Consider the following 14,280-nt stretch of genomic DNA (forward strand, 5'->3'; position numbering starts at 1 on the left):
CCCGACCCCAGCATGGCACAACCCGCCATGCGATGGGCGCGACCGCCCCACCACGGAAAGATATGGATCAGGACGCGCGGCCTCGGCCATAGTGCGCGGCAAACAAACGACCGGAGGATCACCGATGACCGCCAGCCCCGTCCTGTGGACCCTCGATGCGCGCGGCGTCGCGACCGTCACCTTGAACCGGCCCGAGGTCAACAACGCCTATGACGGCGCGCTGATCGCGGGCGTGCTCGCGGCCATGGACGATCTCGGCAAGAAGCCCGGCCTTCGCGTCGTCGTGCTGCGGGGCAACGGGAAGCACTTCCAGGCCGGCGCGGACCTCAAATGGATCAACGGCGTGCGGCCGCAATCGCCTGAGGCGAACGAGGCGGCGTCCCGGGCGACGTTCGAGGCAGTGCAGCGGCTCAACACGCTGCCGATTCCGACGGTCGCGCTGGTGCAGGGCGGCTGCTTTGGTGGCGGTACCGGCGTGATCGCGGCCTGCGACGTCGTGGTCGCGGCCGACAACGCGCTGTTCTCCATCACCGAAGTGCGCTGGGGCCTGACCGCCGCGATCATCATCCCGCAGCTTTGCGACGCCATCGGCGTGCGGCAGGTGCGCCGTTACGCACTCACCGGCGAGCGTTTCGGCGCCGAGGACGCCCGCCGCATCGGCCTCGTCCATGACGTGGTGCCGCTTGCCGATCTCGATGCCGCCGGCGCCAAGGTGGTCGAGCAGTTGCTCGCCAACGGACCGGAGGCGATGGCCGAGACCAAGCGGCTGGCGCTGGAGAGCTCGTTCGGCGGAATGGCCGTGGATGATGCGGCTTACAAGCGGCTCGTGCACCTGCATTCAGTGAAACGCCAGAGCGCGGAAGCGGCGGAAGGGCTGGCGTCGTTCGCCGAGAAACGCGCGGGTAATTGGGGGCCGCGCAAGGCGTAACCGCGTCGGCTGCTCAGCAGCCGCGGCAGATGCCGTGGATGCTGCGATATACGGCCTCGTCGTCCTGGCGCATCTGCCGCACCGATTCGAGCGTCTTGCTCTCGTCGGTCGGCGTCGCGGGTTTGCGCCGCGCGGCCAGTTCTTCCTCCTGGCGCTTGTAGCAGGCTTCGCGATCGGCCTTGGCCTGGATGAAGCGGCAGTTCTGCTCCAGCGCCGAGGAGGGACCGGCAGACATCAGGACGGCGATCAGGGCAGGAAGAGCGAATTTCAAAAGCGTCGAATCCATGGCGCCTCTTCTCTCAGGTCCGATGGCCTGGAGCAACCGTCATGTTGTGACAGCAGCGCGACGGTATCACAGCGCCGCAAGCGACGTCTTGAGCTGGGTGAGCAGCGCCTGCACCGCGGCCGCATTGCGCCGCCGCTCGGGGACGGCGGCCTTCACCCACAGCTCGGGAATCGGAAAGTCGCGCAGCACCGGCTTGAGCGTGCCGGCGCGCAGGGCATCCGCAACGAGATAATGCGAGATCAGCGCGATGCCATTGCCGGCGATCGCACTGCGCGCCAGCACATGTCCCTCGTTGGAGGCGAGCAGCGGACTGACCTGGATGCTGATGCGGCCCCGCGGTCCGTCAAAAATCCATTCGGGGCCGGTCGGCAGAAAACTGAGGCAGCGATGATCGACGAGGTCGCGCGGATGCTTTGGCGTGCCGTGTTTCTTCAAGTAGGCGGGTGAAGCGCAGAGCAACCGCTTCAGCGGACATAGCGGTTCGTCGACGACACCTCCGAATGAATGCGGGAAGGCGCCGATGGCGATGTCGAAGCCCTCTGTCACTGGATCGACCGGGCGATCGATCAGCACGATCTCGAGTTTCAGTCGCGGGTTCTTGGTCTGGAAGGTGCTGAAGGCGTCGGCGAGCCGTGCCACGGTGAGCGAGGTCGGCGCCTTGATGCGCAGGTGATCGACGAGGTCGTGGCCTTTCTCGCCCATCCGCGACAGCAGGTCGGTGGCGTCGGCGACGACGCCGCGTGCGCGGTGGACATAGCGTTGACCGGCCTCGGTGAGCCGCAATTGCCGCGTCGAGCGGTGGAATAGCGGCGTGCCGATCCGCGCCTCCAACTGCGTGACGCGCTTGGCGACCACCGAGGTCGAGACGTTGAGCTTTCGCGCGGCGGCGGAAAAGCCGGCCGCATCAGCGGTGGCGAGGAAGGCCTGAAGGTTCACCAGTATGTCCATTCGACCTTTCTCGATTCACGAAAACTGATCGCGTATTTTGGTGGATTGTAGCCTCACCCGCGTTAATTCATAGTCGGGCGCAAGCAAAGGATTTTCAGGGATGGGACGCGCCATGCGGGCCACGACGATCGAGGAACCAGCACGCCAGGTGCCGCTCTACGGCGAGTATGAAGTCGTCGTGCTCGGCGGCGGACCGGCCGGCATCGTGGCGGCGGCATCAGCCGCGCGCGCGGGGCGGCGGACGCTGCTGATCGAGCGCTACGGCTTTCTCGGCGGCATGGGCACCGCAGCCGGCGTCACCAATTTCTGCGGCCTGCATGGCAATGTCTACGGCAAGGCCCACCGCCTGGTGCAGGGCATGGCCTCCGAGCTGCTCGCCCGGATCGATCGGTTGAACGGCCTGAACGCTCCGCATCTGATCCTCGGCAAGGTCTTCGCGCAGGCCTATGACACCGCCGCCTACAAGATCGCGGCCGACGAACTTCTTGCAAGCCACAAGGTGCACATCCTCTTCCACGCCCTCGGCGCCGGCGTGGTGATGGGTGACGACCGCCGCATCGACGCGCTGATGGTCGAGACCAAGGCCGGGCGGCAGGCGGTTCGCGCTGAAATCTTCATCGACTGCTCCGGCGATGGCGATCTCGCCGTCTGGGCGGGCGCGCCGTTCGAGGTCGGCGACGCGCATGGCCATCCGCTCTACCCGTCGATGATGCTCCGTCTCAACGGCATAGATCCCGAGCGGGCGGGCGAGGCCTGGCGGACCATCCCGCAATTGATGGAAAAGGCCATCGCCGCCGGCACCCACAAATTCCCGCGCAAAAGCGCGATCGTGCGGCCGCAGAAATCAGGGATCGAATGGCGGGTGAATTTCACGCAAGTAGCGCGCGAGGACGGCCACGCCATCAACGGCATCGAGCCCGACGACCTCACCCGCGGCGAGATCGAGGGCCGCAAGCAGGCGCTCGCCGCGTTCGAATTCCTGCGCACCGTGCCGGGCTTTGAAAAATCCTACATCGTCGACCTGCCGCCTCAGCTCGGCATCCGCGAGACCCGCCGCATCAAGGGTGGCTATCAGCTCAGCGGCGAGGACGTGCTGACTTGCGCCTCGTTCGAGGATTCCATCGGCGTCAATGGCTGGCCGATCGAGGCTCATGTTCCCGGCGATGTCGTGTTCACCTTCCCGCCGATCCCGGAGTCGCGTGGCTATAACGAGCTGCCCTATCGCATGCTGGTGCCCGAAGGCGTCGACAATCTCCTGGTCGCCGGCCGCTGCGCCTCGATGACCCATGAGGGGCAGTCGGCGGCGCGGGTCTCCGGTGCCTGTTTCGTCATGGGTGAGGCGGCCGGTTCCGCCGCCGCGCTGGCGCTCGACGGAAACCGGATCCCGCGTGACATCCCGGTTGAAAAATTGCAGGAAACGTTGAAACAACAGGGCGCCTTCATCGGGCGGGACCAGACCGTGCCCGAAGGGCTGTAAGAAACGACGGAGAAGCCGGATGGGTTGGGTTGCGCGGTTCGCAGTAGTTGTTCTGTTGGCGCTGACGACGATTGGATCGGCGCAGGCCGAGGAGGCGCTGAAGGCCAAGATCGGCGTGCTCAGGCTGTCTTCGTCCGCGCCCGTCTTCATCGCGCAGGACAAGGGCTACTTTCGCGAGGCCGGCCTGGAGGTCGAGCTGAAATTTTTCGATGCGGCGCAGCCGATTGCGGTTGCCACCACCTCGGGCGACGTCGATTTCGGCATCACCGCCTTCACCGCAGGTCTCTATAATCTCGCCGGCAAGGGCACGCTGAAGGTGATCGGCGGCATGAGCCGGGAGAAGGCCGGCTATCCCCTGATCGGCTATTTCGCCAGCAACAACGCCTATGCCGCCGGGCTGAAGTCGCCGAAGGACCTCGCCGGAAAACGGGTCGCGGTGACGCAGGTCGGCTCCTCCTTCCACTATTCGCTCGGCCTGCTCGCGGACAAATACGGCTTCAAGCTCGCCGACGTGAAGATCGTGCCGCTGCAATCGCTGTCGAATGCGGCGGCGGCGCTGAAGGGCGAGACGGTCGATGCCGCGCTGCTTCCGGTCTCGACCGCGCGAAAGCTGATGGACGAGGGCGGCGCGAAATTCCTGGGCTGGGTCGGCGACGAGACGCCCTGGCAATTGGGCGCGATATTCGCTTCGCCGAAGACGCTCACCAACAAGGTACTCGTCACAAAGCTGCTCGGCGCGCTCGCCAAGGCTGACCGCGAATATCACGACGTGATCCTCGCCGCCATGAAGGACGGCGTCGTGCCGATCAACGAGCGGACAAAACCGCTGCTGGAGATCATCGCGAAATACACCAATCTGCCGCTCGAGCAGGTGGTCGGCAACTGCGCCTATATCGATCCGGACGGCAAGCTCGATGTGAAGAACGTCGACAACCAGATCAAGTGGCTGCAGGAGCAGGGCTTTGCCGACAAGGGCTTTGATGCCAACGCGATCATCGCCAAGGATTTTGTGAAGGCGGATTGATGCCTCAGGCGAATAACCATCCCCGTCATCCTGAGGTGCTCGCGAAGCGAGCCTCGAAGGATGCACGGCCGGGATGCAGCGCGGCCGTCGCCCTTCGAGGCCTCCGCTTCGCTCCGGCACCTCCAGCGACAACGGCTTCGCCGTTGCGCGGGGGTGACGGATCAGGGAGCAGCGTGTGACATGGACCTGATCGCCAACCACATCACCCACCGCTTCGGCGACCTCGCCGTGCTCGACGACGTCTCCTTCACGGTCGGTGCGGGCGAGGTGGTGGCGATCGTCGGGCCGTCCGGCTGCGGCAAGAGTACGCTGCTGTCGATCCTCGGCGGGCTGCTGCAGCCGACGTCAGGCGCGCCCGAGCTGCGCGGGGCGCCGCCGGCGGACAGTCTCAATCCGCTGACCTTCGTGTTCCAGGACTTTGCGCTGCTGCCTTGGGCCACGGTGGAGGAGAATGTCGAATTCCCGCTGCTGCACACCCATCTCTCGTCGGCCGAGCGCCGCGCGCTGGTCGACGATGCCCTGCGGCGCACGGGTCTGACCGATTTCCGCAAGACCTATCCGAAGCAGCTTTCCGGCGGCATGCGCCAGCGCGTCGGCATTTCGCGCGCGCTCGCCGTCAAGCCCGCCATTCTCCTGATGGACGAGCCGCTCTCGGCGCTGGATTCGCAGACCCGCGAGCTGTTGATGGAAGATTTTGTCCGCCTGCTCGCCGACGGCGGCATGGGCGCAGTCTACGTCACGCACAATCTCGAAGAGGCGGCGCGGCTCGCCGACCGCATCGTCGTGCTGTCGCGGCGGCCGGGGCGTATTCGCGAAGTCGTGACCGTGCCGATGACGCGCGCGGCGCGTGGTGAGACGTCGGCGCGGGAAAAGCTGCTCGCGCTCCAGAACCAGATCTGGTCGCTGATCCGTAACGAGGCCATCGATGCCGAGCGCGAGGTCCAGCATGCTTGATCGTGCGGCAACGGAAACATCGGCGAAGGACGAAACGACCCGGCGCGTCCGCTTCCGCGGCGCGGGGTTCGTGCCCGCGAGCAGCCGTTTCGGCGGCTGGATCGCGCTCGCGCTCGTCATCGCGGTGTGGCAGGCGGCCGGCAGTGCCGGTCTCGTCAATCCGCTGTTCCTGCCAGCCCCGTCGGCGATCGCGCGCGCGATCTATGAGCTCGCGATTTCGGGGGCGCTCTGGCAGCACCTTTCCGCTTCGCTGCTGCGCATCGGTGTCGGCTGGCTGCTGGGAACGGCGGCGGGCGTGGCCGTCGGCTTCGCCATCGGCCTGTCGCGCCTTGCGCGCAGTGTCGGCATCACGTTCATCTCCGCCTTGTTCCCGATCCCGAAGATCGCGCTGCTGCCGCTGCTGATCCTCTGGCTCGGCATCGGCGAAGAGCCGAAGATCGCGACCATTGCACTCGGCGTGTTCTTCTCGACCGCGATCTCGGTCTATAGCGGCGTCGATGCCGTGCCGCGCAATCTCATCCGCATGGCGCAGAGTTTCAATGTGCCGTTCGCCACCATCGTTCGGAAGGTGATCTGGCCGGGCGCGCTGCCCTCGATCCTCGCCGGCTTCCGCATCACCGCCTCGGTCGCGCTGCTGCTGGTCGTCAGTGCCGAGATGATCGGCGCCCAGTACGGCATCGGCGCCTTCGTGCTCCAGGCCGGCAATCTCATGCAGACGGATCAGTTGCTTGCGGGCGTCGTGATCCTGTCGGTGTTCGGGCTGGCGGTCGGGAAGGTGATCAATCTGCTCGAGACGAAGCTGTTGCACTGGCGATAGCTTCGCCGGGAGGACGGAGCCGTAGGGTGGGCAAAGCGCAGCGTGCCCACCGCGTCCACCTCATTCGCAGGGAATGGTGGGCACGGCGCAGGTGCGCCTTTGCCCACCCTACGAAGGTAAGCCCTCACGCATTCCCGCGATCCTCGCGGAACAGATCGAGCTTCTGCTGCACGGGGCGGTCGGAGAAGCTGAACAACACGGCGTCCGCGTCGGCCTCATGCGTGACCCAGTGCCAGCTTGGCACCACGAACAGATCGCGCGGGCCCCACTCGAACGTCGCCTCGCCGATGCGGGTGCGACCCTTGCCTTCGATCGGACAGAACACGGTCGCGTCGGTCGAGCGGTAGCGTGCGGTCGTAAAACCCTTCGGCAGCAGCTGGATGAAAGTGCCGATGGTCGGCATCGCGAAATCGCCAGTCTCGGGATTGCTGAATTTCAGCTTCAGGCCATGGCAGGCATCCCACTCCTCGCGCGCCTTGGCGCTTTCCAGCGCCTCGCGGGTGTAGGCATAGGGATAGCTGAAGATCGGCGAGGTCTTCGAACTCCGCTTCCCGTCGACGGGCAAGAGATTGTGGCCGTAGCGGGCAAAGCTGTCGCCGGCCGGCTTCGTGATCTTCTGCTGGTCCTCCTTGGAGCCTTCCGCAAAGGAGCAGTCGAAGAACTGCACCAGGGGGATGTCGAGGCCGTCGAGCCAGAACATCGGCTCGTTGGTTTCGTTGGAATGATCGTGCCAGGTCATCGACGGCGTGATGATGAAGTCGCCGGGCTCCATCGCGGTGCGCTCGCCGTCGACCGCGGTGTGCGCGCCCTTGCCCTCGAGCACGAAGCGCAGCGCCGACTGGCTGTGCCGGTGCGCGGGCGCGACGTCGCCGGGCACCACCATCTGCACGCCGGCATAGAGCGACGTCGTGATCTTGGATTGCCCGCGCAGGCCCGGATTTTCCAGGACCAGCACGCGCCGCTCGGCTTCCTTGGCGGTGATTAGCTTGCCGGCTTCTGTCATGTAGTCGCGGATGACGTCGAACTTCCAGAGATGCGGCCGGCAGGCGCTCCTCGGCTCCGGCGTGATCAGGTCGCTCATGACAGTCCAGAGCGCGGTGAGATTTTCGCCGTCGATCTTCCGGTAGAACGCCTCGCGTTCCGGCGTCTTGGTCACGGCTTCCATGGCGCGCCTCCTGTTTGTTTTCTAATTTGACAGTATACTTACGATCTGGGTAGCGTCAATCAGTGATGAATGCTAGACGCCGTCATTCCGGGGCGCGCCGCAAGGCGCGAGCCCGGAATCCATACTCCCGATGGTGGTTATGGATTCCGGGCTCGACGCTGGCGCGTCGCCCCGGAATGACAGACTAAAAAGAGAGGGAGGGTTCCGATGAAGCTGCACGGCTATTTCCGCTCCAGCGCCGCCTATCGCGTGCGGATCGCGCTGAACCTGAAGGGGCTCGGCGCCGAGCATCTGCCGCATCATTTGCGCAAGGGCGAGCAATGCGCGCCCGCCTATCTCGCCATCAACCCGCAGGGGCTTGTGCCGGCACTGGAGAGCGATGCGGGTGCGGTGCTGACCCAGTCGGTCGCCATCATCGAATGGCTCGATGAGACCCATCCGAACCCGCCGCTGCTGCCGAAGGATCCGCTGCAACGTGCCAAGGTGAGGGCGTTCGCGCTAGCGATCGCCTGCGACACCCATCCGGTCCAGAACCTGAAAGTGCTGGCACGGCTGCGTGAGCTCGGTTTGCCCGAGGAGAAGGTCCAGGACTGGGCGGCCTGGGTCAACCGCGAGGGCCTGTCAGCTTGCGAAACGCTGATCAAGGACGAGCCGGGGCCGTTCTGCTTCGGCGACGCGCCGACGCTCGCCGATCTCTGCCTCGTGCCGCAGCTCGGCAACGCGCGCCGCTTCGGCGTCGACGTCTCAGCCTATCCGCGCCTGCTCCAGGCGGAGGCTGCCGCGAAGGCGCTGCCGGCCTTCGCCAGCGCCGCGCCGGAGAAGCAGCCCGATGCCGAGTAAGCCGCCGCTGCCGATCACCATGGACGCGGTCTATGCCGCGCCGGGCTATCTGTTCCGGCGCATGCAGCAGATCGCGGTCTCGATCTTCATGGAGGAGTGCCGAAGCTTCGATCTCACGCCGGTGCAATATGCGGCGCTGATCGCGATCCACACCCACCCCGGGATCGACGCGACGCGGCTCTCGGCGGTGATCGCCTTCGACCGCTCCACGCTCGGCAGCGTGATCGAGCGGCTTCAGGCCAAAGACTATATCGAGCGCAAGCCGGCGCCCGAGGACAAGCGGATCAAGCTGCTTTATCTGACCAAGCCAGGTGCCGCCATCCTGCGTGACATCATCCCCGCCGTCGAGCGCGCTCAGGCGCGCATGCTGGAGCCGCTGAAGCCCGCCGACCGCAAGGCGCTGATGGGACTTTTGGTGCAGCTCGTCGACCTCAACAACGAGGCCTCGCGCGTGCCGTTGCGCGCCGAGGATGCACTGGAGCATCTGGGGAAGTCGGGGTGAGGGGGAGTGTGGAGATGTGGTGACGCTGTCGCCCTTATCTCCGCCGTCATTCCCCGCGAAAGCGGGGAATCCAGTACGCCGCGGCTTCTCCGTATCCTCACCGTCTCTGGAATGCTGGATCGCCCGCCTTCGCGAACGATGACACTGCGAGTGTCGTTACGCGTCGCGTACCTTACTGTCGCCCTCACATCCTCAGCAATGCCTGCCGATCAATCTTCCCCGTGCCCGTTTTCGGCAGTTCGTCGATGAAGATCACCTCGCGCGGATATTTGTACGGCAGCAGCTTGCCCTTCACATAGTCCTGGAGCCGTCGCGTCGTCTCGCTCTGGTCGACGCCCCGCCGGTTCATCACCACGACTGCCTTCAATGTCATGCGCCGGTCGGGTAGCTCGGCCGCGAAAACGGCGCATTCGCGAATCTCGGGGTGATCGGCCAGGCACAGCTCGACCTCGAGCGGATAGACCCACTGGCCGGAGATTTTTACGAGATCATCGGCGCGGCCGCGGAAGAAGTGGAAGCCGTCGGAATCGCGCACGAAGCGGTCGCCGGTGTAGATCCAGCCGCCCTCGCGGATGGTCTCGGCGGATTTGTCCGGCCTGTTCCAGTACAGCGGCGTGTTGGAATCGCCGCGCACCCACAAGATGCCTTCCTCGTCGTCGCCGACCTCGCGGCCGTCCTTGTCCAGAAGCGCAACCTCGTAGCCGGGCACGCGCAAGCCCGCGGCGCCGAGCTTCTTCTGCTCCGCCCGGTTGGAGAGATAGATGTGCAGCACCTCGGTCGAGCCGAGGCCCTCGACGATTTCGAGGCCGGTGAGCTTCTTCCAGCCGTTGAAGACCTCGGCCGAGAGCACCTCGGCCGCGGAGAGCGCCATGCGCAGCGACGAGAAGTTCGTCTCGTCCGCGCCCTCGGCCTTGGTCAGCGAGGTGTAGAGCGTCGGCAGGCCGAAGAACACCGTCGGCTTGTACTGTTCGATCGCCGCGAAGATCGCCGCGGGCTTCGGCTGGCCCGGGAGGAGCAGCGTCGCGGCACCGGCCGAGAACGGGAAGGTAATGGAATTGCCGAAGCCATAGGCGAAGAAGATTTTTGGCACCGAGAAGCAGATGTCGTCCGGCGTCAGCTTCAGCACGTTCTGCGCGAAGGCGAGGTCGCTATAGGCCATGTCGTGCTGGAGATGCACGATGCCCTTGGGCCGGCCGGTCGACCCCGAGGAGTACATCCAGAACGCCATCTCGTTGCGTTCCGTTGCGGCTTCCGCGAGCTCGGCCGGGAATTGCGCGAGCCAGCCTGCAGCAGCGATCGCTCTCGGCGCGGCCGTGTCGCCCGCCTCGCCATTGACGACGATCAGCGTGCGCAGAGAGGTGTCCTTGCAGGCCTCCGCGTTGAAACGCGCCGCGAATTCGGCATCCGCCACCGCAACGCTCGCGCCGGAATCGGCGAGATAGAATTGCAGCAGGTCCGGCGGCGTCAGCGTATTGATCAGCAGCGGCACGAAGCCGGCGCGCACCGCGCCAAAGAAGGCGGCGGGATAACACGGCGTGTCATCGAGGAACAGCAGCACGCGATCGCCGCGGTGCAATCCCAGCGAGGCGAAGCCGTTGCCCCACCGGCCAGCTTCCGAGCAGAGCTCGGCATAGGTGCGCGTGCCGGCAGGGCCGATTAGCGCGACCTTGTCGCCGCGTCCCCTCGCGAGGTTGTCGAACAGCACGCGGCTCGCATTATAGATTTGCGGAACGGCAAAGCCGATCTCGCGCGCGCCCGGGCTGTCGCCGGGCACCTGGTCACGGATCTCGCTGCTCATGCCGCATCTCCACCGTTCTTGGCGGCCTCATACTGGGCCATGAACGCCGGCGACATCGCGCGCAGCCTGGAATCGTCGATGCGCCCGGACCGGGTGATGTAGCTGTAGGCAAAGTCCATCAGGTCGAGCTTCATGTGGTCGGCGAAATGCTCGTACCAGCCGGCCGAGGTGCGTGCGGCATCGACGAGCTTCTGCACGACCGGCTTGCGTTCGGCCTGATAGCGCTGCAGCGCGGTCGCGAGGTGCGCATCCGATTCCAGCGCCTTGACCAATGCAATCGCGTCCTCGATCGCGAGCCGCGTGCCCGAGCCGATCGAGAAATGCGCCGAGTGCAGGGCATCGCCGATCAGAACCATGTTCTTGAACGACCAGTGCTCGTTCCAGACCCACGGGAAATTGCGCCAGACCGACTTGTTGGAGACCAGGCAGTGGCCGCCGAGCGTATCCGCAAAGACCTCCTCGCAGACGCCTTTGGACTGCTCAAGGTCCTTGTAGGCGAAACCGTAGGCGTGCCAGGTCGCGTGGTCGCACTCGACCAGGAAGGTGCTCATGGTCGGCGAATAGCGGTAGTGGTGGGCGTTGAAGGTACCGCGGTCGGTCCTCACGAAGGTCTGCGACAGCGTGTCGAAGCGCTTTGAGGTTCCGTACCAGACGAACTTGTTGGAGGAATAGGACAGCGAGGTGCCGAAATCGCCTTCGAAGGCGCGGCGCACCAGCGAGTTCAGGCCGTCGGCGGCGACGATCAGATCGTGGCCGTTGAGCTGGTCGATCGCCTGAACTGGCGTGTCGAAGCGCGAGGTGACGCCGGCATCGAGCGCGCGTTGCTGCAGGAGCTTCAGGAGATCGAGCCGCCCGATCGAGGAGAAGCCGACGCCGTCGATGGCGACGCTGTCGCCGCGCAGGTTCAGCGTGATGTTCTCCCAGCTCTCCATATGCGGTGCGATCGCATCGACCGTCTCGGGGTCATCAGCGCGCAGGAAGTCCAGCGCCTGGTCGGAGAACACGACGCCGAAGCCCCAGGTCGCGTCGGCCGGGTTCTGTTCGAACAGGTCGACTTGATCGTCGGGGTGACGCTTTTTCCAGAGATAGGCGAAGTAGAGCCCTCCCGGCCCCCCGCCAATCACGGCGATCCGCAACGTCTGCCTCCCTAATTGACAGTATACTTACTATCTCGAGCTAGACTAATCTGCTCCGGCCTCCCGCGCCAGAGGAATTATCGGCAAGCCGTGGCACGCCGGAACATGATCCGGCCGCGCGTATGACGCGATTCCGAAACCATCATCGGGCGAGCATAGCCAAAGTGGGATGGCTTGAACACCCGGGGCGTCAGACGCAGCGCTTCGCCCAGATTCCGTTCACCAGCCCGGTCGTGCACCGGACCGCCGGTACTGGCTTGCGGACGACGACGGCGCCTCTCGCTCCGGCAGTTCCGGTGGTGTCGACGCGGGCGTGCGAAATCGCTTCGCGCACGCCGCCAGATTTTGCGCGCTGCCGCGCGTACGGTCCTATCGTGCCGCGAACGGCGCGAGAACCTGCTTGCACGCGGGCGACAGCGATGCCGCGTTGGATGCAAGGCATTGCGCGATGCGGCCGCCGCCGGGTGCAATGCCGGCGCACAGCGAGTTGATGTCGCCGCCGCAGGCGGAGCGCACGATGAACAGTTCTTCGCGCAAGCGCAGGGGCCGCAGCACGATCACCGTCGGAGCTGCCGCAGGTGCCGCCGCCGGAGCCGCGCCAGTGGCGCCTGCCGGCGCGGCCGCCGTTGCGCCGCCGCCGGCCGCGGCGCTCACGGCCTTCTCGCAGGCCGGCGACACCTTGGCCTCGTTCTTCTCCAGGCATTCGAGCGCCGCCGCGCCGCCCGGCTGAACGCCGGCGCAGACCTTGGGATAGTCGCCGCGGCAGGCGCTCCTGATCGCCGCGACTTGTGCGCTGCTCGGCTGCTTGGCCGCCGTGGTCTTGGGAGCCTCGGTCTTGGATGCGGCCCTCGGAGCCTCCGTTGCCGCTTCAGTCTTTGCTGGTTCAGATTTGGCAGGTTCGGATTTGGCAGGTTCGGATTTAGCCGGCTCGGCTTCGGTTTTGGGCGCGGCCGAAGGCTCGACCGCGCGGACCGCGGTCTGGCATCCCGATGACAGGCTGGACATGTTCTTATGGAGACATTGGTATGCTTCCACGCCACCGGGCGTTACGCTCGAGCAGTGCGCCATGAAGTCCGAGCGGCATGCGGACCGGATGGCGCTCTTCTGCGCCTCGGTCGGCGCTTGCGCGAATGCGCTTGTTGCGGTTGCGAACAGTGCCGCCGCCAGCAACGCCTTGCGCGTTGAGACATGTTTCAACGTGTTGAACATCTGACTGAATTCCTGCCCTGTCGGTGACGCCGACGATTTTTTGAAAGGTAATGCAATCGCAATCATCGCGAGTGATACCTCGCAAGCGGTATCATTGGTCGCTTCGGCCTCTACCGCAAGTAGATTGTGCCGGTGAAATTGCGACGTAACGACGTCGTCAGAGCCTGACCATGCGCTTGCCGCGGTTCTCGCCCGCGAGCAATCCGATCAGCGCCCTCGGCGTGTTCTCCAGCCCATCGATGATGTCCTCCTGGACTTTCAGCTTGCCGGATTTGACCCAGGCCTGGAGATCGGCGAGCGCGCGCTGGCTCTGCTTCATGTAGTCCATCACGATGAAGCCCTGCATCACGAGCCGTTTCACCACGATCAGCCCGGGCACGCCGCGCGGGCCATGCGCGGAGGGTGTGCCGTCATATTGCGAGATCGCCCCGCAGCAGGCGATGCGGCCGTAATTGTTCATTTGCGGCAGGCAGGCTTCCAGAATGTCGCCGCCGACATTGTCGAAATAAACGTCGATGCCGTTGGGGGCGGCCGCGCGCAGCGCCTTGAACACCGCACCGTCCTTGTAATCGACCGCGGCATCGAAGCCGAGTTCCGAGGTCAGCCAGTTGCACTTGTCCGCGCCGCCGGCGATGCCGATCACGCGACATCCCTTGATCTTGGCGATCTGCCCGACGATCGAGCCGACCGAGCCCGCGGCGGCCGAGACCACGACGGTCTCGCCCTCCTTGGGCTTGCCGATCTCCAGCAGGCCGAAATAGGCGGTGAGGCCGGCGATGCCGAACACGCTGAGAAGATGCGTGAGCGGCTCGAGCTTCGGCATTTTCGTCAGATGCTTTGCGGAAACTGCGGCATACTCCTGCCAGCCGGTGTCGCCGAACACGATGTCGCCGGGCGCAAGCCCCGGCGCCTTCGAGTTCACGACCTCGGCGATGGCGCCGCCCGCCATGACGCTGTTGGCCTCGACCGCGGAGCGGTAGGTCGCGCCGTGCATCCAGGCGCGGTTGGCGGCGTCGAGCGAGATGTATCGCACGCGCAGCAGGGCCTCGCCGTCGTTCGGCTCCGGCACCGCGTTCTCCACCATCTTGAAATGTTCGGGACCGAGCTTGCCGCTCGGCTTTTCCACCAGAAGAATCTGACGATTGACGTTCGCGCTCATGGTGTTCCCCTCTTCAATTGTCTGACGATTATTGGTG

The 14,280-nt window shown here is 65.3% G+C and carries 14 protein-coding genes; 7 read left to right on the top strand and 7 right to left on the bottom strand.

Translation table 11 applies throughout. The features are described 5' to 3' along the window. Positions 1-124 precede the first annotated feature (124 nt). Positions 125-928: an enoyl-CoA hydratase-related protein gene (locus K289_RS0121840; protein ID WP_027553486.1), complete on the top strand. Its 804-nt coding sequence runs from the start codon at positions 125-127 to the stop codon at positions 926-928. Positions 929-941: 13 nt separating this feature from the next. Here K289_RS0121840 and K289_RS0121845 read toward each other — a convergent pair whose 3' ends face one another. Both K289_RS0121845 and K289_RS0121850 read right to left on the bottom strand, forming a co-directional pair. Beyond that, positions 942-1,214, bottom strand: a complete 273-nt coding sequence (locus K289_RS0121845; RefSeq protein ID WP_051310726.1) for a hypothetical protein — start codon at positions 1,212-1,214, stop codon at positions 942-944. A gap of 66 nt (positions 1,215-1,280) precedes the next feature. Next, positions 1,281-2,162: a LysR family transcriptional regulator gene (locus tag K289_RS0121850; protein WP_027553488.1), complete on the bottom strand. Its 882-nt coding sequence runs from the start codon at positions 2,160-2,162 to the stop codon at positions 1,281-1,283. A gap of 112 nt (positions 2,163-2,274) precedes the next feature. Between K289_RS0121850 and K289_RS0121855 the strand changes: the two genes are divergently transcribed. The 4 genes from K289_RS0121855 to K289_RS0121870 all read left to right on the top strand — a co-directional run bounded on the left by K289_RS0121855 (position 2,275) and on the right by K289_RS0121870 (position 6,434). After that, positions 2,275-3,639: an FAD-dependent oxidoreductase gene (locus K289_RS0121855; RefSeq protein ID WP_027553489.1), complete on the top strand. Its 1,365-nt coding sequence runs from the start codon at positions 2,275-2,277 to the stop codon at positions 3,637-3,639. A gap of 19 nt (positions 3,640-3,658) precedes the next feature. After that, entirely contained in the window at positions 3,659-4,663 is a 1,005-nt protein-coding gene (locus tag K289_RS0121860; RefSeq protein WP_027553490.1) for an ABC transporter substrate-binding protein, read from the top strand. Positions 4,664-4,843: 180 nt separating this feature from the next. Beyond that, entirely contained in the window at positions 4,844-5,617 is a 774-nt protein-coding gene (locus K289_RS0121865) for an ABC transporter ATP-binding protein (RefSeq protein ID WP_027553491.1), read from the top strand. After that, on the top strand, positions 5,610-6,434 hold the full coding sequence (locus tag K289_RS0121870; RefSeq protein WP_027553492.1) for an ABC transporter permease: 825 nt from the start codon (positions 5,610-5,612) through the stop codon (positions 6,432-6,434). Before K289_RS0121865 ends, K289_RS0121870 begins: the two co-directional genes overlap by 8 nt. A gap of 124 nt (positions 6,435-6,558) precedes the next feature. Here K289_RS0121870 and gtdA read toward each other — a convergent pair whose 3' ends face one another. Continuing rightward, positions 6,559-7,599: a gentisate 1,2-dioxygenase gene (gene gtdA, locus K289_RS0121875; protein WP_027553493.1), complete on the bottom strand. Its 1,041-nt coding sequence runs from the start codon at positions 7,597-7,599 to the stop codon at positions 6,559-6,561. A 207-nt stretch (positions 7,600-7,806) separates the two neighbouring features. Between gtdA and maiA the strand changes: the two genes are divergently transcribed. Together maiA and K289_RS0121885 are read left to right on the top strand one after the other, a co-directional pair. Further along, positions 7,807-8,439, top strand: a complete 633-nt coding sequence (maiA, locus tag K289_RS0121880; RefSeq protein ID WP_027553494.1) for a maleylacetoacetate isomerase — start codon at positions 7,807-7,809, stop codon at positions 8,437-8,439. After that, complete coding sequence (locus tag K289_RS0121885; RefSeq protein WP_027553495.1) at positions 8,429-8,941, top strand: MarR family winged helix-turn-helix transcriptional regulator; 513 nt, start codon at positions 8,429-8,431, stop codon at positions 8,939-8,941. Before maiA ends, K289_RS0121885 begins: the two co-directional genes overlap by 11 nt. 184 nt (positions 8,942-9,125) lie before the next feature. Here K289_RS0121885 and K289_RS0121890 read toward each other — a convergent pair whose 3' ends face one another. The 4 genes from K289_RS0121890 to K289_RS0121905 form a co-directional block, all read right to left on the bottom strand. After that, the gene (locus K289_RS0121890; protein ID WP_027553496.1) at positions 9,126-10,739 is read right to left on the bottom strand and encodes a benzoate-CoA ligase family protein; all 1,614 of its coding nucleotides are present in this window, start codon (positions 10,737-10,739) and stop codon (positions 9,126-9,128) included. Beyond that, positions 10,736-11,875 (bottom strand): FAD-dependent monooxygenase, encoded by a 1,140-nt coding sequence (locus K289_RS0121895; protein WP_027553497.1) that lies wholly within the window; start codon positions 11,873-11,875, stop codon positions 10,736-10,738. The genes K289_RS0121890 and K289_RS0121895 overlap by 4 nt, the downstream gene beginning before the upstream one ends. A gap of 369 nt (positions 11,876-12,244) precedes the next feature. Continuing rightward, positions 12,245-13,084 carry a cysteine rich repeat-containing protein gene (locus K289_RS0121900; protein WP_027553498.1) on the bottom strand — a complete coding sequence of 280 codons (840 nt, stop codon included), beginning with the start codon at positions 13,082-13,084 and terminating at the stop codon, positions 12,245-12,247. A 157-nt stretch (positions 13,085-13,241) separates the two neighbouring features. Continuing rightward, entirely contained in the window at positions 13,242-14,243 is a 1,002-nt protein-coding gene (locus K289_RS0121905; RefSeq protein ID WP_027553499.1) for an NADP-dependent oxidoreductase, read from the bottom strand. Positions 14,244-14,280: the final 37 nt, after the last annotated feature.

Origin of the sequence: Bradyrhizobium sp. Cp5.3 (assembly GCF_000426265.1) — a bacterium.
GTDB classification, from domain to species: Bacteria; Pseudomonadota; Alphaproteobacteria; order Rhizobiales; family Xanthobacteraceae; genus Bradyrhizobium; species Bradyrhizobium neotropicale.

Coding starts and splice junctions, on each gene's coding strand:
- K289_RS0121840 (WP_027553486.1), top strand. CDS start 125: ATGACCGCCAGCCCCGTCCTGTGGACCCTCGATGCGCGCGGCGTCGCG.
- K289_RS0121845 (WP_051310726.1), bottom strand. CDS start 1,214: ATGGATTCGACGCTTTTGAAATTCGCTCTTCCTGCCCTGATCGCCGTC.
- K289_RS0121850 (WP_027553488.1), bottom strand. CDS start 2,162: ATGGACATACTGGTGAACCTTCAGGCCTTCCTCGCCACCGCTGATGCG.
- K289_RS0121855 (WP_027553489.1), top strand. CDS start 2,275: ATGCGGGCCACGACGATCGAGGAACCAGCACGCCAGGTGCCGCTCTAC.
- K289_RS0121860 (WP_027553490.1), top strand. CDS start 3,659: ATGGGTTGGGTTGCGCGGTTCGCAGTAGTTGTTCTGTTGGCGCTGACG.
- K289_RS0121865 (WP_027553491.1), top strand. CDS start 4,844: ATGGACCTGATCGCCAACCACATCACCCACCGCTTCGGCGACCTCGCC.
- K289_RS0121870 (WP_027553492.1), top strand. CDS start 5,610: ATGCTTGATCGTGCGGCAACGGAAACATCGGCGAAGGACGAAACGACC.
- gtdA (WP_027553493.1), bottom strand. CDS start 7,599: ATGGAAGCCGTGACCAAGACGCCGGAACGCGAGGCGTTCTACCGGAAG.
- maiA (WP_027553494.1), top strand. CDS start 7,807: ATGAAGCTGCACGGCTATTTCCGCTCCAGCGCCGCCTATCGCGTGCGG.
- K289_RS0121885 (WP_027553495.1), top strand. CDS start 8,429: ATGCCGAGTAAGCCGCCGCTGCCGATCACCATGGACGCGGTCTATGCC.
- K289_RS0121890 (WP_027553496.1), bottom strand. CDS start 10,739: ATGAGCAGCGAGATCCGTGACCAGGTGCCCGGCGACAGCCCGGGCGCG.
- K289_RS0121900 (WP_027553498.1), bottom strand. CDS start 13,084: ATGTTCAACACGTTGAAACATGTCTCAACGCGCAAGGCGTTGCTGGCG.
- K289_RS0121905 (WP_027553499.1), bottom strand. CDS start 14,243: ATGAGCGCGAACGTCAATCGTCAGATTCTTCTGGTGGAAAAGCCGAGC.